This window comes from Acrocarpospora pleiomorpha (assembly GCF_009687885.1).
GTDB lineage: Bacteria > Actinomycetota > Actinomycetes > Streptosporangiales > Streptosporangiaceae > Acrocarpospora > Acrocarpospora pleiomorpha.
The window spans coordinates 39323-59704 of sequence record NZ_BLAF01000066.1 but is presented as its reverse complement, the minus strand read 5'-3'; the positions used below and the strand labels follow the sequence as shown (position 1 = coordinate 59704).

The 20382-nt window shown below is 69.3% G+C and carries 19 protein-coding genes; 4 read left to right on the top strand and 15 right to left on the bottom strand.

Translation table 11 applies throughout. The annotated features are described in order from the left end of the window. The 3 genes from Aple_RS40940 to Aple_RS40930 form a co-directional block, all read right to left on the bottom strand. Positions 1-664: DUF222 domain-containing protein (locus Aple_RS40940; protein ID WP_155350159.1), on the bottom strand; the 664-nt coding region annotated here is incomplete at its 3' end. A gap of 226 nt (positions 665-890) precedes the next feature. Then, positions 891-1649 carry an alpha/beta fold hydrolase gene (locus Aple_RS40935; RefSeq protein WP_155350158.1) on the bottom strand — a complete coding sequence of 253 codons (759 nt, stop codon included), beginning with the start codon at positions 1647-1649 and terminating at the stop codon, positions 891-893. Positions 1650-1709: 60 nt separating this feature from the next. Next, entirely contained in the window at positions 1710-3509 is a 1800-nt protein-coding gene (locus Aple_RS40930; protein WP_246265101.1) for a glycoside hydrolase family 15 protein, read from the bottom strand. 185 nt (positions 3510-3694) lie between these two features. Between Aple_RS40930 and Aple_RS40925 the strand changes: the two genes are divergently transcribed. The 3 genes from Aple_RS40925 (at position 3695) to Aple_RS40915 (ending at position 8090) form a co-directional block, all read left to right on the top strand. Next, positions 3695-5857, top strand: a complete 2163-nt coding sequence (locus Aple_RS40925; RefSeq protein ID WP_155350156.1) for a hypothetical protein — start codon at positions 3695-3697, stop codon at positions 5855-5857. A gap of 14 nt (positions 5858-5871) precedes the next feature. Further along, a complete protein-coding gene (locus tag Aple_RS40920; protein WP_155350155.1) occupies positions 5872-6870 on the top strand; it encodes a hypothetical protein in 999 nt (332 codons plus the stop codon). 122 nt (positions 6871-6992) lie between these two features. Then, a complete protein-coding gene (locus tag Aple_RS40915; protein WP_155350154.1) occupies positions 6993-8090 on the top strand; it encodes a hypothetical protein in 1098 nt (365 codons plus the stop codon). A gap of 4 nt (positions 8091-8094) precedes the next feature. On the opposite strand, the gene Aple_RS40910 is transcribed toward Aple_RS40915, so the two are convergent. From Aple_RS40910 to Aple_RS40895, 4 genes are read right to left on the bottom strand one after another with little or no spacing between them, the layout of a single operon-like run. Continuing rightward, positions 8095-8889, bottom strand: coding sequence for an SAM-dependent methyltransferase (locus Aple_RS40910; protein WP_155350153.1), 795 nt, complete (start codon positions 8887-8889; stop codon positions 8095-8097). A 37-nt stretch (positions 8890-8926) separates the two neighbouring features. Beyond that, positions 8927-9334 carry a RidA family protein gene (locus Aple_RS40905; protein WP_155350152.1) on the bottom strand — a complete coding sequence of 136 codons (408 nt, stop codon included), beginning with the start codon at positions 9332-9334 and terminating at the stop codon, positions 8927-8929. A 1-nt stretch (position 9335) separates the two neighbouring features. Then, a complete protein-coding gene (locus tag Aple_RS40900) occupies positions 9336-10475 on the bottom strand; it encodes a M24 family metallopeptidase (RefSeq protein WP_155350151.1) in 1140 nt (379 codons plus the stop codon). Then, a complete protein-coding gene (locus Aple_RS40895) occupies positions 10472-11464 on the bottom strand; it encodes an amidohydrolase family protein (RefSeq protein ID WP_155350150.1) in 993 nt (330 codons plus the stop codon). Before Aple_RS40895 ends, Aple_RS40900 begins: the two co-directional genes overlap by 4 nt. 95 nt (positions 11465-11559) lie before the next feature. On the opposite strand from Aple_RS40895, the gene Aple_RS40890 reads away from it, so the two are divergent. Next, complete coding sequence (locus tag Aple_RS40890) at positions 11560-12591, top strand: LysR family transcriptional regulator (RefSeq protein ID WP_155350149.1); 1032 nt, start codon at positions 11560-11562, stop codon at positions 12589-12591. Here Aple_RS40890 and Aple_RS40885 read toward each other — a convergent pair. From Aple_RS40885 to Aple_RS40850, 8 genes are read right to left on the bottom strand one after another with little or no spacing between them, the layout of a single operon-like run. Then, positions 12549-13292: an SDR family NAD(P)-dependent oxidoreductase gene (locus Aple_RS40885; RefSeq protein WP_155350148.1), complete on the bottom strand. Its 744-nt coding sequence runs from the start codon at positions 13290-13292 to the stop codon at positions 12549-12551. The genes Aple_RS40890 and Aple_RS40885 overlap by 43 nt on opposite strands. Then, positions 13289-14005: an SDR family NAD(P)-dependent oxidoreductase gene (locus Aple_RS40880; RefSeq protein ID WP_155350147.1), complete on the bottom strand. Its 717-nt coding sequence runs from the start codon at positions 14003-14005 to the stop codon at positions 13289-13291. The genes Aple_RS40885 and Aple_RS40880 overlap by 4 nt, the downstream gene beginning before the upstream one ends. Further along, positions 14002-14844: an amidohydrolase family protein gene (locus Aple_RS40875; protein WP_246265102.1), complete on the bottom strand. Its 843-nt coding sequence runs from the start codon at positions 14842-14844 to the stop codon at positions 14002-14004. The genes Aple_RS40880 and Aple_RS40875 overlap by 4 nt, the downstream gene beginning before the upstream one ends. A gap of 37 nt (positions 14845-14881) precedes the next feature. Then, positions 14882-16582, bottom strand: a complete 1701-nt coding sequence (locus Aple_RS40870) for a thiamine pyrophosphate-dependent enzyme (protein WP_155350145.1) — start codon at positions 16580-16582, stop codon at positions 14882-14884. Beyond that, positions 16582-17556: an oligopeptide/dipeptide ABC transporter ATP-binding protein gene (locus tag Aple_RS40865; RefSeq protein WP_155350144.1), complete on the bottom strand. Its 975-nt coding sequence runs from the start codon at positions 17554-17556 to the stop codon at positions 16582-16584. Before Aple_RS40865 ends, Aple_RS40870 begins: the two co-directional genes overlap by 1 nt. Next, complete coding sequence (locus tag Aple_RS40860) at positions 17544-18512, bottom strand: ABC transporter ATP-binding protein (RefSeq protein WP_155350143.1); 969 nt, start codon at positions 18510-18512, stop codon at positions 17544-17546. The genes Aple_RS40865 and Aple_RS40860 overlap by 13 nt, the downstream gene beginning before the upstream one ends. Continuing rightward, positions 18509-19324, bottom strand: a complete 816-nt coding sequence (locus Aple_RS40855) for an ABC transporter permease (RefSeq protein ID WP_155350142.1) — start codon at positions 19322-19324, stop codon at positions 18509-18511. The genes Aple_RS40860 and Aple_RS40855 overlap by 4 nt, the downstream gene beginning before the upstream one ends. Further along, positions 19321-20376 carry an ABC transporter permease gene (locus tag Aple_RS40850; RefSeq protein ID WP_155350141.1) on the bottom strand — a complete coding sequence of 352 codons (1056 nt, stop codon included), beginning with the start codon at positions 20374-20376 and terminating at the stop codon, positions 19321-19323. Before Aple_RS40850 ends, Aple_RS40855 begins: the two co-directional genes overlap by 4 nt. Positions 20377-20382: the final 6 nt, after the last annotated feature.

Genomic DNA, 20382 nt, shown 5'->3' with positions numbered 1-20382 from the left:
CACTGAGACGGTCGGTGACCTGACAGATCGCCTCGACCGACCCCTCAGCCAGCGCACCGCAGGCGAACCGCTCCCGCACCACGGGCAGCCGGGCCAGCTGAGTCGCCAGCCGGACCAGACGAGAGGCACCCCCACCGCTCATCCCCGCCGAAGCACGCAACCAGGTCCCGGTCGAGGCATGCCCACCGCTGCCAGCGCTCCTGGCCTCACCGGTGGCATGGACGCGCCCCACCCGCGCGGCGATCGCCGAGTCCAGCCGATCCCGCGTGAACAGCAACTCCTCCGTCTCACCCACACACAACCCGGCACCCTCGGGTAGCTCGGACACCGCAAGCAGGGACGCGCGCTGCCTCAGCTCGGCCACCAGCACCCCAGAACCCACCGGCACCCTGGAACCCACCGGCTCGCCACAGGTCTCCGGCCCTGCCGAGCAGCCGCCGTCGGTAGAGCGGGCACCGTCGGTGGAGCGGCCGTGGAGGAACTGCTGCCGTGCGTTCTGCTGCCATACGTCACCGTATGTCTCGCCGGAGGCGTCGTTGGCGGAGCGCTGGGGCGGGACGTAGTCAGGGTCCAGCACAGTGCCCTTCAAGATCGCGGGCACCTCGCGTTCGCAGGCACCCTCCGCACGGGAGGGATCCAGCACCTCGAACGGAGACTCGAGCATGGAAGGCGCCCCCCTTTCGCTTCGGCAGATCCCGAACAACCACCCCCACGCTATCCAGCACCTACGACAGAACCTGGCCTTGATCCGCGATAAAACCGCAGGTCATGCGCTACGTGAAAAGATCTACCTAGCCAATGACCAATCTCGGAGGCTTTCGGTAGGACGGCTGTCGGCCAAGAACGACTCTCCTGCTCAGGAGGGCGCCTGCTGTCGGTGACGAGCGGCGCTAGTGATCACTTAGCCAGTTGACGATCGTTGACGCCAGCCAGCCGCTGTGTGACAGGTGGATGTCATGCCCACCTCCTGGTGCCTCCAGGTACGTTCCGCGAGGGATGGCTTCGGCCATTTCTCGGACCAGGCTCGGTGGGCAGAACGGGTCGTAGGTCCCGGTGATCAGCAGCGTAGGGCAGGTGATGCCGGCTGCCCTTGATCGGCTGACGTCACCGCCCGCATCGATGACCGCGCTCAATGCCTGGGCCCAGCTGTTCGCCATGATCCGGGCCTCGTCCACGCCGTAGCTCTCGGCCAGGTACGCGGCTAACGTCTTAAGCTCGTCGACGGGATCGTCCAGCAGGTGCGCGAGCCCACGGAGCATCTCCGGCGACGCCACGATCTGACCGGCCGCGCCCCAGGTGAGCACCGACAGGGCCAGAGCCGGTCGCAGCGCCGCCATGAGGAGCGCCTCCTCGCCGCCATCGCTGAAGCCGACCAGATGGGCCGCCTCGACTCGGAGTTCGTCGAGCAGGCTGAGCAGGATTCGGGCGTCGTCCAGGTAGTAGGTCGACGCATAGTGCCGTGGCTGAGGCTGGGACCGGCCTGATCCTGGCAAGTCGACGGCTATGACACGAAACCCGCCGACGAGTTCGCTTCGCAGGCGATTGAGATCGATGACGCTGCCACCCCAGCCAGGCATGATCACGACGGTGTCACCCCGGCCGTCGTCCTCGTAGTAGATCTGCTGCCCGTCCCGCCCGTACCAGGTCATGGAATCCTTTCGATACCCCGTGCCGCACCACCATCGACAATACGGCCCTGTCTGACGCCGTCAGCCGAGGGCGTGGTCGAGGTTGAAGGCGGCGCTGATCAAGGCGAGGTGGGTGAGGGCCTGGGGGAAGTTGCCGAGTTGTTCGCCGGTGTGGCCTATCTGCTCGGCGTACAGGCCGACGTGGTTGGCGTAGGTGAGCATTTTCTCGAAGGCCAGGCGGGCCTCGTCGAGGCGGCCGGCGCGGGCCAGGGTCTCGACGTACCAGAAGGAGCAGACGGAGAAGGTGCCTTCCCGGCCGGGGAGGCCGTCGGGGCTGGCTTCGGGGTCGTAGCGGTAGACCAGGGAGTCGGAGACGAGTTTGTCGCTCAGCGCGTCGAGGGTGGAGAGCCATTTCGGGTCGGTGGGGGAGACGAACTTGGCCAGCGGCATCATGAGGATCGAGGCGTCGGGGACGTCGTCGTCGAAATGCTGGACGAAGGCGGTCAGCTTGCCGGACCAGCCGCGGTCCATGATCTGACGGTAGATCGTGTCCCGCGTGCGCTGCCAGTACGTGATGTCCGCGGGTAGCCCGCGGTGGGTGGCCATGCGGATGGCGCGTTCGATGGCCACCCAGCACATCAGCCGGGAGTACACGAAGTTCTTGCGCCCGCCGCGGGTCTCCCAGATGCCCTCGTCGGGCTGGTCCCAGTTCTGGCAGACCCAGTTGACGATGGCGCTCAGCTCGTCCCAGCGGTCGCTGGAGATCGGCTGGCCCCACTTGTTGTAGAGGTAGACCGCGTCGACGAGCGCCCCGTAGATGTCGAGCTGGAGCTGGCCGGCGGCGGCGTTGCCGATGCGTACGGGCGCGGAGTCGCGGTAGCCCTTCAGGTGGGTGAGCTCGCGTTCGGGGAGGTCGCGGCGGCCGTCGATGCCGTACATGATCTGCAGCGGGCCCTCGGCGCGTACGGTGTCGAGGATGGCGTGGCGGGTCAGGAAGCCCATGAAGGCCTCCGCCTCCTCGGTGAAGCCCAGGCGCAGCAGGGCGTAGACGCAGAACGCGGCGTCGCGGATCCACACGTAGCGGTAGTCCCAGTTGCGGGGGCCGCCGACCTGCTCGGGCAGGCTGGTGGTGGGAGCGGCGACGATGCCGCCGCTGGGCGCGTAGGTGAGCAGTTTCAGGGTGAGCGCGGAGCGGTGCACGACCTCGCGCCAGCGGCCCCGGTAGCGGGAGGACGACAGCCAGTTCCGCCAGTACCGCACGGTGGCGATGAACTCCTCCTGCGCCTCCCGCACCGGGCAGGTGCGCAGCGTGATGCTCTCGCCGACCCGGTCCAGCGCGAACACCGCCTGCTCTCCCTCGCCGAGAACGAATCGCGCGTGTACGTCCCGGCCGTCGGATTCCAGCGGGACCGTGGCGGTCAGGCTGAGGGCCAGGGACGGCGACTCGAACGTCACGTGGTCGCCGGACACGCGTACGGTGTGCGGCTCTGTGGCATAGCCGAAGCGGGGCGCGATCGCGGCCCGGAACGGCAGGCTGCCGCGCACGCAGGTCACCTGCCGGATCAGCCGGTGACGGCCGGAGTCGCAGGAGGTGATGGGCATGAAGTCCTGCACCTCGCCCACGCCGTCCGCGGCGGCGAACCGGGTGATCAGGACGTTGGTGTCGGGAAAGTAGAACTGCTTGGTCGCCGCCGGCGTGTCGGCGGCCAGCTCGAACGATCCGCCGAGGTCGGCGTCGAGCAGCGCGCCGAACACGCTGGGCGAGTCGAAGTCGGGGCAGCAGTACCAGTCGATCGTGCCGTTGGTGCCCACGAGGGCGACCGTCCGCAGGTTGCCGATCAGCCCGTGCTCCCCGATCGGCAGGTACTCCGTGGCGCTCACCTCTCCCAAGCTACGCATTCCGGACACGCCGCCGGCCCTGCCGGGAGTCAAATGGCGGCAGATCTTCGCGACCGCCGAAGTCCCGTCAAGTTTTCCCAAACCAAAGGCATCAGGATATGTGTCTATATAGCTATCTTCAGTGATACAACGGACACATACCTTTCGCAGCTCTCGTGGAGGTGACTATGGGCCGGGTCGAGAAGATCGAGGCCATCCGTGCCCGCCGGGTGGAGAACGCCTTGAAGACGGAGGCGCTGGAGACCCATCTGGCCGATCTGGAGACCGGGCTGCTCAGCCTGGAGAAGGCCCGGGCCGACCTGCTCGCCAGGATCGGCCATGAGCGCGGGGAACATCTCGCGGCCCTCGGGCCTGTGGTGCGCGAACTGATCGACAAGGTCGCTTTGGAACGTGCCGCGCTGAACCGGGCGCTGGCGCGACTGCGGCGGATGACGATCAACATCGGGGTGGTGGGCCGGGCCCGTCAGGGCAAGAGCCGGTTCCTGCAGAGCCTGACCGGGCTCACGAACCGGGAGATCCCCGACGGTTCTGGCGGCTTCTGCACCGGGGTGCCCAGCACGATCCGCCACTTCGACGGGCACACCTACGCCGACGTCTACTACCACTCCGAGCGCTCGTTCGTGGACGAGGTCCTCGGGCCCTACTACGACAAGTACGGCCTGGGCGCCCGCCCGGTCTCGGCCCGCGCCTTCGGCGTCGAGCCGCTGCCCGCCCTGCCGGCCGACCGGGCGTCGATGGCGACGGCCGTCAGCGCGTACGGCCACTTACGCGACTATCACACCACGTTCTCCGCGTACGGCAACCTCATCGGCCACTCCTCGCCGGAACGTGTCGGCGACGACATGATTCGCGGGTTCGTCGCGCAGGACGACCTCGACGGCAAACCCCAGCACACCTTCCGGGCCGTGCGGCACGTGGAGATCTCCACCAAGTTCAAGCAGAGCGACCTGACCGGGATCGCGGTCATCGACCTGCCCGGCCTCGGGGACACCAACCTCGGCGACTCCCGGGTGCTGCTCGCCGCGCTCAAGGACGACGTCGACCTGGTGCTGTTCGTCCGGCGGCCCAACCCCGAGGGCGACGACATCCACGAGTTCGACGTCGAGCTGTACGGCATCGCCCAGAGCGCCCTTCCCGAGATCGCGATGGAACGCCGCGCGTTCATGATCCTCAACCACCGGGAGAGCGTCGACCAGGACAATCTCGCCGGCGCGAAGGCGTTCCAGGCCGGGCTGGGGAAGTCGGTGATCCGGGTCGCCGGGTCGTACATCGCGGACTGCTCGAAGACCGACGAGGTGATCGCGGCGTTCGACCCGATCGTCGACTACCTGGTCGACAACCTCGAGTCGCTCGACGAGGCGATCATCACCGAGCGGGTGCGGCGGGTGGCCGAGATCGACCAGGAGGTACGGCTGCTGACCGGCCAGTCACCCGTCGTGCCGCAGTTCGCCCATCTGGGGGATGTGTCCGAGAACAAGTTCGACGACCTGTTCGACCAGACCTACGACAACCTGGCCGGCGCCGTCGTCCAGCTGGTCGACAAGTTCAGGGCCGACCGGGACGCCCCCGACTCCGCGCTGGCGAAAGCCGTCGCGGCCGTGATCAAAAGGGTCAAGGAGGGCGACGGGATACCGACGGTCGACGAGATCACCAGGCGGCGGAACCGGGGCGGCGCGTTCGCGGGCGCCTTCAGCGACCTGATGGAGGAGACCCGCGCGTATCTGTCCCGGCAGTTCCTGGAACTGGAAGACGCGCTCAACGCGACCGTCGGGCACATGTGGGAGCAACTGGCCACCGTGCTGCGCGAGGACGGCGAGTTCCGCCATCTGAGCGAGAAGGAAGGCCGCGAATTCCTGCGGGAGATGTCCGGGCTTATCGGCCTGGTCCGCTCCGACGGCAGCAGCGAGATCCGGTACGCCCTGGACGTCGTCGCCGGCTTCGGCCTCTCCTACCGAGGCTTCTTCCAGCACCGTATCCGCCCATGCCTGGACGGGATGAGCGCCGACCACGAGGGCACCTACACGCCCAGGGGCGCGCAGACCCCGCAGAGCATCAGGGAAAGTCTCCAGGTCGCCTACGACGAGGCGGTCTACCAGTGCGAGAACGCGCTGTCCGGCCTGGTCTCCGAACCCAACGGCGCGGTGTTCGCCATCGTCGAGGAGTTCTGCGACCGCGTGCTGCGCTCGCGCGGAGCGTCCCGCGAGTGGGAGCGCATCTACCGGCGCTATCGCTCCGAGATCTGGTCGGACGAGTTCGACGCGCTCGCCGCGGACACCGTTCGCCTGCAGATGTGGAACGAGGCAATCGAGCGATTGAAGGCAATGCTGTGAGAAGGGGAGACGCGGTGAAGCAGGTCCTTGGCGCGCGCGGTGAGGCGGCCGTCATCGATGTGACCATGCTGGGCGCGGTGGGCGTCGGCAAGACCACGTTGCTGGCCTCCATGTACGAGCAGTTCGGCAACGTCATCGGAACGGCCGACCTCGCGCTGGTGGCCGAGCGCGCAACCTCGGTCACGCTGCAGGGATACATCAACGACCTGCACCGGGTCACCGACACCGTGCGCGCCAAGGACGGCCTGGCCGGCACCGGCGAGGTGCGCGAGTATCTCTTCCAGGTCGGCAGGAAAGGCCGACCCCCGTTATTCGACCTGCGTTTCACCGACTACCCGGGGAAATACCTGATCAGCCCGGAGATCGACGGCAGCAACATGTTCGACCGGGCGATGAACCGGGCTGACGTCGTGGTCGTGGCGATCGACACCCCCGCGCTCATGGAGCGCGACGGCAGGTACCACAATTTCGTGAACGCTCCCGGCATCGTCATCGACACGATCATGCGCATGGTGTCGATCGACACGCCGCGGCTGATCCTGCTGGCGCCCCTGAAGTGCGAGAAGTGGATGGCCACCCCCGATGGGGCGAACGAGCTGGCCGATCGGGTGCATCACGCGTACCGGCCGTTGATCAGCCAGCTCGGGGGCGGGGCCGTGCGGGCCCGCACGGCCTGCGTGCTGACGCCGGTCCAGACGGTCGGCTCGGTCATCTTCACCCGGCTGGAGGAGGAGCAGACCGGCCACCCGATCTTCCACTTCCGGCTCAAGAAGGCCGGTCTGAAGTACGCCCCCATGGACACCGACCAGCTGCTGCGTTACGCGTTGCGCTTCATCATCAACAAGTACAGGACCAACGACCGTGGCCTGGTCAAGACGTTGTGGGAGAGCATCATCGGCACCGACCTCGCCCTGGTCAACGCGGTCTACGAGGTGGCCAAGGACTGCCGGACCTCGGGCGGGTTCGCCGTCGTGCAGGACCATCCGCTGCTCATCAGCGAGCGGGCGTCATGAGCCTGTCCTGGTTCGTGAAGTCGCGGGGCAGGCGGGCCACCGACGACTACGACTGGAAGCCGATCGGGGACGCGCGGCTCTCGCCCGCGGACGTCTTCGAGGAGGGTTTCGACGGCATCCGGTTGCAGCGGCTGGTCAACGACGAGAAGCCGGGCCTGCTCCTGATGAACAAGGACGGGCGGACCATCCTGGTCGTGACCGGGTTGATCCCGCCGGGCAATCCCACCGAGTTCGCCGGTCGGCAGATCCGGGCGATGCTGCTCGGGGTGGGCGGCCCTGACGATCTGACGGCGTTGGTGGCCGTGGCGGCGCGTGCGCTGCGGGGGACGCTTGAGGCCGATCTTCCGGTCGCCTATCCGCCGATCAGCGCCGGTGGTTTCACCGTGGATTCCGCCGCCTGGGAGGCATATGTCAGGGACGCGGCCGTGCGGCTGACCGGCGGTACGGTGACCGCGGACGCGCAGCGGCTCGATCCCGACGAGATGGAGTTTCGCCGGAAGGTCGCCGACGATCTGATCGGATCGCATGCGGAGAACGGGATCGCCCGGATGCGCGATCGCATCATCGTGCTCCGGACGACACTGCTCGACAGCACGCAGATCTTTCACCTGAATGTGTGGCGCTGCCTGTCGGACGCCATCGAAAGAACGCAGTATCCGAAGGGCTCCTCGGATGCTTCTTTCACCGATGTCCTGCAGAAGAACGTGGTGGGGGCGGCGTCAACCGCGGTCCGCACCTTGAACGGCCTGCGACGGACCATCTTCATCGTCGGCGTCTCCCTCGTGGTGGGCGCCGCCGTCCCTTACACCCTCCAGTCCACCCCCACACCCAAACCACAACCGGAACCGTCCGGAAGCCCCGCGCCTGAGGGTTTCCGGGCCTTTGTCGAGACCTCGAATCCCAAAAGCGTGAAACCCGGCAGGCTGGCCACAAGCACATGGCTGGTCATCAACGCGGATGCGGCGAAATGGCTTGACGTCGAACTCGTGGAGGGAACCCGGGGCGGTGACGAATGCGCATGGCGGCTTCCGCAAACCATGTCAGCGCACATCCGCCCCGGCGGAACCCATGTGTTCACGATCGGTGTGTCGGGCACCGTCAACAGGATGTGCACGCGCGCGTGGAATGTTGTTGAAAAAGATAAGGGCACCCTGAAAGGACTCCAGAAATCGGGTGCCGAGGTGAATCAGATCAATATTAATGTGCGCGTGGCAAACTAAGCCCTCATGGCTTCCTGGCCACGGCGCCTTCCACGATGAGGCGGCTGCGGATGGAGTCCATGGCCGGGCGCCAGCGCTGGACGGGGACGAGGCCGGGCTCCTCGATCTTCATGCCCTCGAAGAAGTCGAGCATCTCCTCGTGGGAGCGGAAGGTCGACTGCGCGGGGCTGCCGGCCGTGGACGCCTTGAGCTGCGTGAGCACCTCCGGCTCGCTCTCCGAGCTGCTGTGCGAGATGACCACGTAGCTGCCGGAGGCCACCTTGTCGCGGAACGCGGTGACGATCCGGTACGCCCCCTCCTCGTCGGAGACGAAGTGCAGCACGGTGACCAGGAGCACCCCCACCGGCCGGTCGAAGTCGATGAGCGCCTTCACGTCCGGGTGCCCGATGATGTCCTCGGGCCGGCGGATGTCGGCCTCCAGGGTGATCACGCCGTCGTCGGTCGCGAGCAGGGCGTCGTTGTGCACCTTGACCAGGGGGTCGTTGTCCACGTACACCACGGTCGCCTCGGGGTGGATCTCCCTGGCGACCTCGTGCACGCTCGGCGAGGTCGGGATCCCGGTCCCGAGGTCGATGAACTGGGTGATGCCCTGCTCGGCGAGGAACCTGACGGCCCGGGTGAGGAACGCCCGGTTCGCCCGCACGACCGCCCGGGTGTCCGGGGCGACCGACAGCAGCCGTTCCGCGATGGCGCGGTCCACGGCGTAGTTGTCCTTACCCCCGAGGAGGTAGTCGTAGACCCTGGCCGAGCTCGGCACCTTGGAGTTGATGCCGTCGGGAACGCGCGTGAGCTCGTCCATGACCGTCTCCTCGTTCCAAAAGAACTTACAACGGTGATCATAGGCCCCCGCCGCGCTCTTCCAGGACGGCGGTCATCAGGACGTGGATGATCATGCCCATGCCCAGGGGCATGATGTGTGTGTTGCGGGCCGGGCGGTCGTCGTCGTGGGGAAACATCTTGATCCACTCGGCGTGTACGAGGGGTCGATGGTCGTCATCGGTGAGGTTGAAGATGACCATGGCGATGTCGTCTGTGGTGCCGCCGGCGTTCTCCACGATGGTGCGCATGTGCTGGAAGACGAGTTCCACCTGACGGGCGGCGTTCTCGGGCATTTGCCCGGATTCGGGGTCCATGCCGTGGATGCCGCTGGAATAGACCATGTTTCCGATGCGGATGCCCATCGGGATGGGGGCGGTGCCGTGGCGTACGCCGGGCACGTCGATGACCTGGCGGCGTTTGGCCATCTCAGACCACCACCATTTCGCGGTGGTAACGGTTGAGGCTGTGGGCGCCGGTGGGGGTACAGACGAAGAGGTCTTCGACGCGGGCGCCGACGTGGCCGGGCCAGAAGATCGACGGCTCGATGGTGAAGGTCATGCCTTCTTCCAGCACCGTGTGGTCCTCCTCGGAGATGAAGGGGCGCTCGTGGGTGTCCAGGCCGATGCAGTGGCCGGTGCGGTGACGGAACCAGTCGCCGTAACCGGCGTCGACAATCACTTGGCGGGTGGCCCGGTGCACGTCGGCGGCGGTGGCCCCGGGTAGGGCCGCGGCCATGCCGGCGGCCTGGGCGGCGATGACGACGTCGTAGACCCTGCTGTACTCTTCGCCGGGCTCGCCGAGGTGCACCGTACGGCCGAAGTCGGAGCAGTAGCCGTCCACGACCGTACCGAAGTCGAAAGAGACTCCGAGGCCGGGCACGAGGGCGTTGGCGCTGACGCGGGCGGAGGCGTCGCGGCCGTCGCGGGGGCCCATCGCGAAGACGCCGGTGTCGAAGGAGGACGTGCGCCCACCGTGTTCGCGCATCAGGTAGTCGATCTCGGCGGCGATCTCCAGTTCGGTCACGCCCACCGCGACCCGGGGCGTGATCTCGGCCATTACCGTGTCGCAGATGAGGCTCGCGCGCTCCAGGGCGTGCAGTTCCTCCGCGGACTTCACCCGGCGCAGCGGGTTGAGCACGGTGTCGAGATCGGCCAGGCGTACTTCCGGAAGGGTTTCCAGGATGCGTACGGCGGTCGCGCCGAAGGTCCGCGCGGACACGGCGACAGTGCGGGGCGGGCCGTGCTTGCGCAGGAGCCCGGCGAACACCGTCGCCGCGTCGTCTGTGTTGGCGACCGCGACGACCTCGCCGTCGATGCCGCCGGGCAGGTTGAAGGCGGCGTAACCCTGGGGGATCACGTAGACGGGTTCGGCGCCGGGGCGGAAGAGCGCGCCCGCGACCCACTGGTTGGCGTACTCGTTGTTGCCGAACGAGGCCATGCGACGGGGGAACCCGGTCAGGTATTCCAGGTCTCCCGAGGGTGGGCAGAAGGCGAGATCGATGCCTGCCGCCGTGAGGGCCTCGGAGAAGCGGGCGCGACGCCCCGCGTGGTCCATCGGCACGGTCACAGCGCCGCCTTCCAGCGGCTGAACACCGTGCGCGCGTTGCCCTGGAAGACCGCTTCGCGCTGTTCGGCGGTGAGCCAGCCGATGCCTTCGACCACCGGTTTGAGGTCGTCGAGCGTGCGGCCGACCTCCGGATCGTAGCCGGAGCCGATCCCTGGCGCCTCGGTGGCGAACAGGCAGCGGTCCGGGCCGGCCACCTTGAGCAGCAGTTCCAGCGCCTCGGGGCTGTACAGGACGGTGTCGAAGTAGAGGCGGCGCAGGCTGTCGTCGAAGCGCTCGGCGTTCTTCTGCAGCCGCTGGGCCCGCCAGCGGCCGATCTGGTATGGGATGGAGCCGCCACCGTGCGCCACGATCAGCTTCAGGCCGGGGAAGTCCGTGAAGACCCGCGATTCCACGAGGGAGAGGATCGCGATGCTCTCCTCGGTGATGAAGTGGTTGGAGTACGACTCCCGGGGGTTGGCGCACGCCGCGGTGTGGATGAGCGCGGGAACGTCCAGCTCCACCATCTTCTCGTAGAGCGGATACCACCACTCGTCGCCCAGGGGCGGGCTCGCGTAGTCGCCCTCGCCCGGGTCCGGGTTGAGCACGCAGCCGACGAAGCCCAGTTCGGTGACGCAGCGCTCCAGTTCGGCGACGGCGTTGGCCGGGCTGACCCCGGCGGACTGCGGCAGACCGGCCACGCCCACGAAGACGTCCGGGTAGGCCGTCACCTGCTTGTGGATCATGTCGTTGACGTGTTCGGTGTACCAGTGCACGATCCGCTCGGGTTTCTGCGAGTGCATCATCGCGAACGGCCGGGGGGAGATGAACTGGGTGTCCACGCTGAGCTTGCGCAGCAGTTCGACATGGGGCTTGGCCGCGTCGACGACCTCCTCGTCGGAGCAGGCGGGGCGGCCCTTGCCGTGGAAGCCCTTGCTCGCGATCAGCTGCGCCTGGTAGGCGTACAGTGCCAGCGGGGCACTGATGTGCCCGTGCACGTCAATGATCTGCATAGCTTCGACCGTAGGCACCGGCCGGTGGAGGGGTCCAACGCAGAGTGCCGATGCGAACCATCGGGACCGCCGATGGTATCGCGTACGCTGCGTGAATGGCAGCGGAGCTCAGGCACTACCGGTACTTCGTGGAAATCGCTCAGCGGGGTAGTTTCACGGCGGCGTCGGCCGCGCTGCATGTGACCCAGTCGGCGCTGAGCGAGCAGATTCTCCTGCTGGAGCGGCATCTGGGCTGCAGGCTCTTCGACCGGGGACGGCACGGGGCGCGGCTGACGGTGCACGGCGAGGCCCTGTTCGACCAGGCGATGCTGCTGCTCAGTGTCGCCAACGAGCTGGAGCAGTCGGCCAAGTCCCGGCAGCGGCACCGCGGCCAGCCGCTGCGGCTTGGGGTCACCATGGGACCGCTGCTCGTCTGGCTGCCGGAGGTGCTGGCGAACCTGAGCCGGTCACACGAGAAGCTCGACATCCGCATCGAGGACATCATCACCGCCGAGATCTTCCTGAAGGTCAGTATCGGGCAGTTGGACCTGGGTATCGCGAGCCTCGGCGACGACGGGCTGTCCGCGTCGCCGGGTGTCGGCATGGAGGTGCACTCCCTGTTCGAGGATGACTGGGTGATCATGGTGCCGGACGGGCACCCGTTCATCGCCGACGGCTCGGTGCCTCTGGCGGCCCTACGCGACGAGCAGTTGGTGCTCTTCCCCAAGCAGTACACGCTGCGCACCGTGCTGGACGAGTTCTTCGCGAAGGCGGGGGTGTCGGTCTCCCCGGTGATCGAGACCGGCTGGATGGAGATGGCGATCCGGTTCGTCGAGGTCGGCATGGGGGTGACCGTGGTGCCCCGGGCGGTGACGCTGCTGCCGAGCAGCAATGTGCACGTGGTGGAGATCGACGAAGCGTACAAGCCGCGCCGGGTGCTGACCGCCCTCTACCGTTCGGACACGCCACGGCGTAAGACGATTGAGAAGCTGCTCCGGCTGGCCCGAGAGCATCTGCCCGAGCCGGGCAGCTGGCCGCCCCGGATGGACGCCGACGGCGCTGGTCGCGCCGAAGACGGCGATCACGATGGAGAAGGCGGCACAGCTCAGGGATCACCACTGACGTGGATCACCTGGCCCGTCACATAGCCGGCGTCGGCGCCGGCCAGGAACGCGACCACGGCCGCGACGTCTTCCGGTGTGCCGATCCGGCGCAGCGTGGTGCCCGCGGCCGCCTGCGCGGCGTGCTCCTCCCAGGTGCGCCCACGGCGCTCGGCCCCCTCGCGGGTCATCCTGGTCGCGATGAAGCCGGGCGCCACCGCGTTGACCGTCACGCCGCGCGGGCCGAGCTCCAAGGCCAGTGATCGAGCCATTCCGGCGATTCCGGCCTTGGCCGTGCCGTAGTTGACGTGACCGGCTATGCCGCGTGCCGCGATCGAGGAGATGAGCACGATCCGGCCGTACCCTTGGGCGGTCATGGCCGGGGTGACGGCCCGCACGGCGGTGAACGCCCCCGTGAGGTGGCTGGTCAGCACCTCGGTCCAGTTCTGGTCGGTCATCTCGGTGACGGGCGCGCCACGCATGACGCCCGCGCACGGCACGAGGACGTCGATCCGCCCGTGCCTGGCCAGCACGCGCCGGACCACGTCCTCCACCTCGGCCCGGTCGCCCGCGTCTGCTGCGTACGCGCCGGCCCCGGGCAGCGTCCGCGCGACCTGTGCGGCGGGCTCGGGGTCCAGGTCGAGCACGGCCACGGCCGCGCCCTCCTCGGCCAGCCGTCGGCACACCGCCGCGCCGATCCCCCGGCCGCCGCCGGTCACCACGGCCACGCGGCCCTCCAGCCCTCTCACCGGAGCACCCGCCCGCCGTCGACCACCAGCACGTGGCCGGTGATCCAGGCCGCCGCGGTGGAGCAGAGGAAGAGGATGGGGGCCACGATGTCCTCGACCGTGCCGAGCCGTCCGAGCGGGATGTTCCGGGCGACGGCACCGGCGGGCGGGCCGTACAGTGCGGTGGGCACCGGTCCCGGGGCGACGGCGTTGACGCGCACGCCGTGCGGGCCGAGTTCGGCGGCGGCGGAGCGCGTCAGCTGGGACACCCCGCCCTTGCTCGCGTCGTAGGCGATCTCGGGTGTGGGCGAGGCGATGATGGACACGATCGAGGACACGTTCACGACGGAGCCCCGCCGCCGGGCCGTCATCGTGCGGGCGGCCTCGCGCAGGCACAGGAAGCTGCCTTTGAGGTTCACGGCGAGCACCCGGTCCCAGTCGTCGTCGGTGTGCTCCAGCAGTGGCCTGGTCACCGCGATTCCCGCCGCGTTGACCAGCAGGTCCGCCCCGCCCAGGCTGTCGGCCGCGGCGAAGACCCGACGGACGTCGCCGGGGCTGGTCACATCGGCCGTCACGGTCCGGATGCCGGGCGCCTCAGGCAGGCCGGCCGGGTCGAGGTCGGCCGCGACAACCTGGGCGCCGCGTGCGGCCAGGGCGGTCACCACACCGTGGCCGATGCCGCTGCCCGCCCCGGTGACCACCGCGACCGCCCCGTGGAACTCCTCCACGATCATTGGGGATCCAATCCGAAGAGCCGGGCCGCGTTGCGATACAGCACGTTCTCCAGGACCTCGTCCGGCAGCCCGAACGACAGGTAGCGGTCCACTGTGGCCTGCACCGGGCAGAACGGGTAGCCGGTGGCGAACAGGAAGCGGTCCGCGAGGTACGTGCGCATCGCCAGCACGTAGTCGTGCTCGCCGGGCAGGCCGGGAAAGTACACGTCCGGCAGTAGCCACACGTTGGGGCGGCGGAAGGCCACACCCAGTGCCGCCTGCGCCAGCGGCCATCCACCGTGGACGTTCACCAGCGGCAGTCCGGGGAAACGGATCGCCACCTGCTCGAAGCGCCGCGGGTCGCTGAACGACAGGTCGGGCCCGGTCTCCCCGCCGCCCATCAGGAGCACCGGCAGGCCGAGAGCCTGGCACGCCTCGTAGACCGGGTTGATCCTGGGATCGTCAACGTAGGCCGGTTCGTCGGCGATACCTGGTTCTATGACGATCGCGCGGGCGCCACGCTCGTGGAGCCCGGCCACCGACTCGGCGGCGTCGGCGAAGGGGTCCACAGCCGCGTACGGGAAGAAGAACTCCGGCCGTTCCGCGCAGGCGGCGAGAACCGGCTCGTTGCCCTGCCCGCCCCACCACCGGTTCGGCGCCCGCGCGGGTATACCGGCGCGCACGATGCCCGCCTTGTCGCATTCGGCGAGGTAGCGGTCGAGTTCGGGGCGTTCCATGCTGGGCGTCGGCCGCCAGCCCCTGGCCCGCACGTCGCGCAGGGTGCGCTCCAGGTTGACGTAAGTGCGATCGGGGAGAAACGCCGCTATCGGCGGCCGGCTGCGCGCATCGATGATCCGCATGTCGCTCACGTTCAGGTCCTTCCTCGGTTGAGCATGCTCAGCGCACTCGGACGGCCACGACGGCGGGGGCCCCTTCGCGGGTCCGCGCGAGCCCTTCGCGGAGCGCCTGCGCCACCTGGTCGGCGTCGTCGACGTACCGCCCCCAGCCGCCGGCCGCGGCGGCCTCGGCGGCGTAGTCGGGCGGCGGGTCGAAGACGCCTCCAGGGAATCCGGCAGCCTCGGCGTACCCGCCTGGATAGAAGTGGCTGGCCTGGACGGTGCCGGTGCTGTAGCGGCCGTTGACGAACACCACCGCCAGGTACGGGGCGCCCGCGTGGCGGGCGGTCCAGAGTGCGGCGCCGGGCGACCCGAACCAGTAGAAGCCGTCGCCGGAAGCGAGCACGATATCCCGTTCCGGGGCCGCGAGCTTGGCGCCCAGTGCCGCGCCTGACCCCCATCCGCCCGCGCTGCCGCTCTGCGCGAAGAAGGACCCCGGCCTGCCGCCGCGGTGGTGGGCTCGTACGTGCGGGGCGTTGGAGACGGCCTCGTCGAGCAGGATGGCGTCGTCGCCGAGGAGCAGGCCCAGCTCGTAGGCGACCCGCCGGGGGTCGACCGGGCTCCCCGGTGCCGCGATGGCCTCCGCGTCCTGTCGCGTGTCGAGCGCGGTGCGGCGGCGTCGGCCCTCGGCCAGCCGGGCCTGCGCGCGGCGGCGGGTGACCGGTGTGTGCGCGTCGCGGAGCGCGGCGATCAGCGCGGCGAGCCCGTTCGCGGTGGTGCATGGAATGCGCAGATCGGCGGGATGCTCGACGATCGGCACGTCGGCGACGAGCACATCCCGGCCCAGCCAGGCGACCGTGGCGTCCTCGGGAGGCGCGTCCGGGCCGCCGTCGGGCACCCACGGAATATGGCGGTCGACGACCAGGACCATGTCGGCCGCGCCGAGCGCCGGTCCGGTGGCCAGCATCGGGTGGCGTGAGGAGATGTTGAGCCGCTCGCGCCAGCCGCTTTCGGTGACCCAGGCACCCGCCAGTTCGACCAGTTCGGTGAGCAACGGCACGGTCCGCGGGTCCCGCCCGCTGGCGCCGGTGACGATCACCGGGCAGTCGGCATCGGCGATCAGGCGGGCGAGCCGGGAGATGGCCTCCGGATCCGGGTGTGTGGGCGCGGGCAGGCCGAGCCGTCCGGTGTCAGGGTAGGGGAGATCGGGCGCCTGCCCCATCACCACGTCGCGGGGCAGGGTCACCATGGCGGCTCCGCAGGGTTCGCTGCGCGCGATCTGCAGCGCCCGGCTGACCACCAGCCCGGGATTGTCGAAGGAGGACAGCCGCCAGCCCCATTTCAGGTACGGCTGGAACAGCGTCCGCTGGTCGACCGGCTCCTGCAGCCAGTACACCGGATGATCGCGCCCGCCGCGCCGGACACCCGGTTCCGAGGTGGGCGGCGAACCCGCGAGGATCAGCACGGGTTCGCCACAGCGGCGCAGCGTATGCCAGGCTGCCCCCATGTTGAGGGTGCCCACGTCCACGTGCGCGGCGACCGCGGCCACCCCGCCGCCGGCCATCGCGAACCCCATGGCCGCGTTGAGACCCACGGTTTCGTGCAGGACGGGGACCAGGCGCGGCGCGGGCAGGCCGTGCGCCTCGCGCCGGGCGATCTCCTCCTGGAACACCATCACGTCGGAGCCCGAGGCGAAGAACAGCACCCGGACCCCACCGGCGACCATCGCGTCGACGAGCGGTTCCGCGACCTCTGCCATCATCACCCCTGCACCGGCTCGACCAGGGCGGGCACGTCGGTGCGCCAGCAGGCGGCGGAGTGCGCGGAGCCGACCTCGCCCAGGACGGGGTCGTCGGAACGGCAGCGGTCGGTGGCCAGGACGCAGCGGGGCGCGAACCGGCAACCTGCCGTGGGCAGGGCCTCCCGGCGCGCCGACGGCGGGCGGACCGGCTGCCGCTCCGGGTCGGGCGGCAGCGAGGAGCCGATCAGGAGCCGGGTGTACGGATGCCGTGGCGCCTCGCACACCGCCTCTGTAGGGCCCTGCTCGACGACGGCGCCCGCGTACATCACCACCATGCTGTCGGCCAGGTGGCGCACCACGGGCAGCGCGTGGCTGATGAACAGCATCGCGGTCGAGAGCCGCTGCTGGATCTCCAGGAACAGGTTCATGATCTGCGCCTGCACTGAGACGTCCAGCGCGGAGACGGCCTCGTCGCAGACGAGCAGCGACGGCTCCAGGGCGAGCGCCCGCGCGATGTTGGCACGCTGCGCCTGACCGCCGGAAATCTGGTGCGGGTAACGGTCGGCCAGCGACGGGTCCAGGTGGACCGCGCCGAGCAGCTCGGCGACCCGGGAGCGGAGCGCGGCCCCGCGTGCGGCCCGGTGGATCACCAACGGCTCGGCGATCGACCAGCCGACGGTCTTCCTGCTGTCCATCGCCTGCACCGGATCCTGGAAGACCGCCTGTACCGCCGAGCGGTACGCCCGGCCCGATCCGGTCAGCAACTCGGCGAGCGGCCGACCCTGGTAAAGGATCTCACCGGCGTCCGGGCGTTCCAGTCCCAGGACGAGGTTGGCCACGGTGGACTTGCCGGAGCCGGATTCCCCCACCAGGCCGACGATCTCTCCCGGATGGATGGTCAGCGACACGTCCCGGACCGCCGCCACGGCGCGGGGGCCGACGGTGAAGGTCTTTCGGAGGTTCCGCAGCTCCAGCAGCGGGGTCACCATCGCCATATCGGTTCCCTTCGTACGTCCTCGGCGAAGTGACACGCCACATTCGTCCCGTTCAGGTGCCGCGGGGACGGTGCCGAGGTCCGGCACAGGTCCTCGGCGCGCGGGCACCGGGACGCGAAAACGCAGCCGCCGCGGGTGGCGGTCCCCTGGGGCATCGCCGGAAGCGGTGTCTTCCGCGGCCCCTCCAGCCGGGGCACGGCCGCCAGCAGCCCTTGCGTGTACGGATGCCCGGCGTGCCGGTAGAGCGCCGCCGTCGGGCCGGACTCGACCACCTGCCCGCGGTAGAGCACGAGCGTGTGCTGGGCGACCCGGGCGACCACGCCGAGATCGTGGCTGATCAGCATCAGCGCGAGGTTCTGCTCCTTGCGGAGCTCGTCGAGGATCTCAAGGATCTCCGCTTGCACCGTGGCGTCCAGTGCGCTGGTCGGCTCGTCCGCCACGAGCAGGCTGGGCTCGGTTACCAGCGCTCCGGCGATCATCGCGCGCTGGAGCATGCCACCGCTGAACCGATGCGGGTAGTCGCCGAGGCGCCGCTCCGGGTCGTCGAGGCCGACCCGCTTGAGCAGCTCCAGCAGCCGCTCCCTGCGGTCCGGCCACAGGCCCGCCGCGCGGAGCCCGTCGACGAGCTGCGCGCCGATGGTCCTGGACGGGTTCCACGACCCGAATGGGGACTGGAAGATCATAGCGATGCGGCGGGCTCGCAACCGGCGCAGCGCCTCTCGGCGCAGGCCGAGCAGGTCCTGTCCCTCGAAGGTGAGCGCGTCCGCGCGGATCGACACGGCCGGGTTCAGCAGGCGGCTCAGCGCGAGCGCCACCGTGGACTTCCCGCTGCCCGACTCGCCGACCACGGCGATCGTCGCGCCCGGCTCCAGATCGAAGCCGACACCGTCCACGGCGGGCTGGTCGGCGTTGGGGTAGCACACGGTCAGGCCGCGTACGGACAGGATCGGGCTCATCGCAGACCTCCGCGCCGGCGCAGCCTGTCCCCCAGGGACATGAAGTTGAGCGTGACCAGGAACACGACGCAGCCGGGCAGGACCGCGGCCCACCAGGCGGTGAGCGCGTACTGTTTGGCGTCGGCGATGAGCAGGCCCCACTCCGGAGTGGGCGGCTGGGCGCCCAGCCCGAGGAAGGACAAGCCGGTGAGGGCGATCAGCGCCTGCCCCAGGTCGAGGGTGTAGCGGACGAGCACCTGGTCGTAAGTGTGCGGCACCACGTGCCAACGCAGGATCTGCGGGCCGGAGGCGCCCAGCGTGCGGGCGGCCCGCACGTGGTAGTCCTTGATCAGGGACAGCACCTGGCCGCGCACCATCCGCGCGTAGCTGGGCCACCAGAGCGAGACGAGCGCGATCAGCGCCGAGGTGAGCCCTCGGCCCAGGGACGCGGAGATGGCCATCGCGAAGACGAGGTACGGGAACGCGAGGAACACGTCCACGATCCGCATCAGCACCCGGTCGATCGCGCCGCCGAACCACGCGGCCGCCGCGCCGTACACGGTCCCGAAGAGCGCGGCCGCGGTGACCACGACCAGGCTGGTGCCGATCGAGTAGCGGGCGCCGTGGATGACCCGGCTGAAGATGTCCCGGCCGGCGTCGTCGGTGCCGAACAGGTGTGCCGCGGCCGGCGGCTGGAATCGTTGTGAGACGTCCAGGTGGTAGGGGTCGGACGGGGTCAGCCAGCCCGGCGCGAGGAGCAGGGCGGCTATCGTGAGCACGGTGGCCCCGGCCCAGATCTGCGACCAGGTCGGACGGGCCTGCGATGCGGTCATCGGGCCTCCTTCAGCCGCGGGTCGAGCATCGGATAGATCATTCCGACGAGCGCGTTGACCGTCACGAAGACCACCGTGGACAGCAGTGTGATCGCCATGATCGCGTTGTAGTCGAAGGCGCTGAACGCCTGGTAGGCGTACAGGCCGAACCCCGGCCAGGAGAAGATCACCTCGACGATCACCACGCCGCCCAGGCTCCAGCCGAGCTGTAGCCCCAGCATGGTCACGACGGGGTTGAGCGAGTTGCGCAGCGCGTCGACGAAAACGATCCGCCGCTCCTTGACGCCGCGGGCCCTGGCCGTCCGCACGTACGGCCGCTTGAGCTGTTCCTCCAGCGAGGAGCGCATCAGCGTCATCGTCACCGCCAGATGGGTGACCACCAGTGTGACGACCGGCAGCGCGAGTGTGCGCAGCGCCTCCCCGATGAGCGGGAGTTGCCCGGTCAGCGCGGTGTCCACCAGCCCCATACCGGTCACTTTCGGCACGCCGGTGCCCTCGAAGTCGAAGTTGCCCGCCACCGGGAACCACTGCAGCTTGCCGGCGAAGACCACCTGCAGCACCAGCCCCACCCAGAACACCGGCACGGCCACGCCGATCACGGCGCCGAAGCGCAGGAGCAGCGTGTGCGGCCCGCGCGGCCAGTAGGCCCAGGCGATGCCGGCCAGGATGCCGATCACGGCGTAGATCAGGTACGACGCGAGGATCAGCTCCAGCGACGCGGGCAGCGCGGTGAGCAGGTCGTCGATGACCGGCTGGCGGGTCTGCAGCGACCGTCCGAGGTCACCGGTGATGAGATCGCCCAGGTATCTCCCGTACTGCGCGGCCAGTGGCTGATCCAGCCCCATCTCGGCCCGGACCTCGGCCACCTGTTCGGGGCCCGCGTCCAGCCCGGCCGCCAGCCGGGCGGGGTCGGCGGGCACGATCCGGCTGAGGACGAAGGTGACGGACACCGCGACCCACACCACCAGCAGGATCCATGTGAGGCTGGCGAGCAGCCTGAGCAGCCGCGATCCGGCCCGCAACCGCATGGTTCGTTCTCTGTTGTCCGTCACCTCCGC

What these genes read in the sequence shown, in the direction of transcription:
- Aple_RS40935 (WP_155350158.1), bottom strand. Translation starts at nt 1,649, where the DNA reads ATGACCTGGTACGGGCGGGACGGGCAGCAGATCTACTACGAGGACGAC.
- Aple_RS40925 (WP_155350156.1), top strand. Translation starts at nt 3,695, where the DNA reads ATGGGCCGGGTCGAGAAGATCGAGGCCATCCGTGCCCGCCGGGTGGAG.
- Aple_RS40910 (WP_155350153.1), bottom strand. Translation starts at nt 8,889, where the DNA reads ATGGACGAGCTCACGCGCGTTCCCGACGGCATCAACTCCAAGGTGCCG.
- Aple_RS40905 (WP_155350152.1), bottom strand. Translation starts at nt 9,334, where the DNA reads ATGGCCAAACGCCGCCAGGTCATCGACGTGCCCGGCGTACGCCACGGC.
- Aple_RS40895 (WP_155350150.1), bottom strand. Translation starts at nt 11,464, where the DNA reads ATGCAGATCATTGACGTGCACGGGCACATCAGTGCCCCGCTGGCACTG.
- Aple_RS40890 (WP_155350149.1), top strand. Translation starts at nt 11,560, where the DNA reads ATGGCAGCGGAGCTCAGGCACTACCGGTACTTCGTGGAAATCGCTCAG.
- Aple_RS40880 (WP_155350147.1), bottom strand. Translation starts at nt 14,005, where the DNA reads ATGATCGTGGAGGAGTTCCACGGGGCGGTCGCGGTGGTCACCGGGGCG.
- Aple_RS40875 (WP_246265102.1), bottom strand. Translation starts at nt 14,844, where the DNA reads ATGCGGATCATCGATGCGCGCAGCCGGCCGCCGATAGCGGCGTTTCTC.
- Aple_RS40870 (WP_155350145.1), bottom strand. Translation starts at nt 16,582, where the DNA reads ATGATGGCAGAGGTCGCGGAACCGCTCGTCGACGCGATGGTCGCCGGT.
- Aple_RS40865 (WP_155350144.1), bottom strand. Translation starts at nt 17,556, where the DNA reads ATGGCGATGGTGACCCCGCTGCTGGAGCTGCGGAACCTCCGAAAGACC.
- Aple_RS40860 (WP_155350143.1), bottom strand. Translation starts at nt 18,512, where the DNA reads ATGAGCCCGATCCTGTCCGTACGCGGCCTGACCGTGTGCTACCCCAAC.
- Aple_RS40855 (WP_155350142.1), bottom strand. Translation starts at nt 19,324, where the DNA reads ATGACCGCATCGCAGGCCCGTCCGACCTGGTCGCAGATCTGGGCCGGG.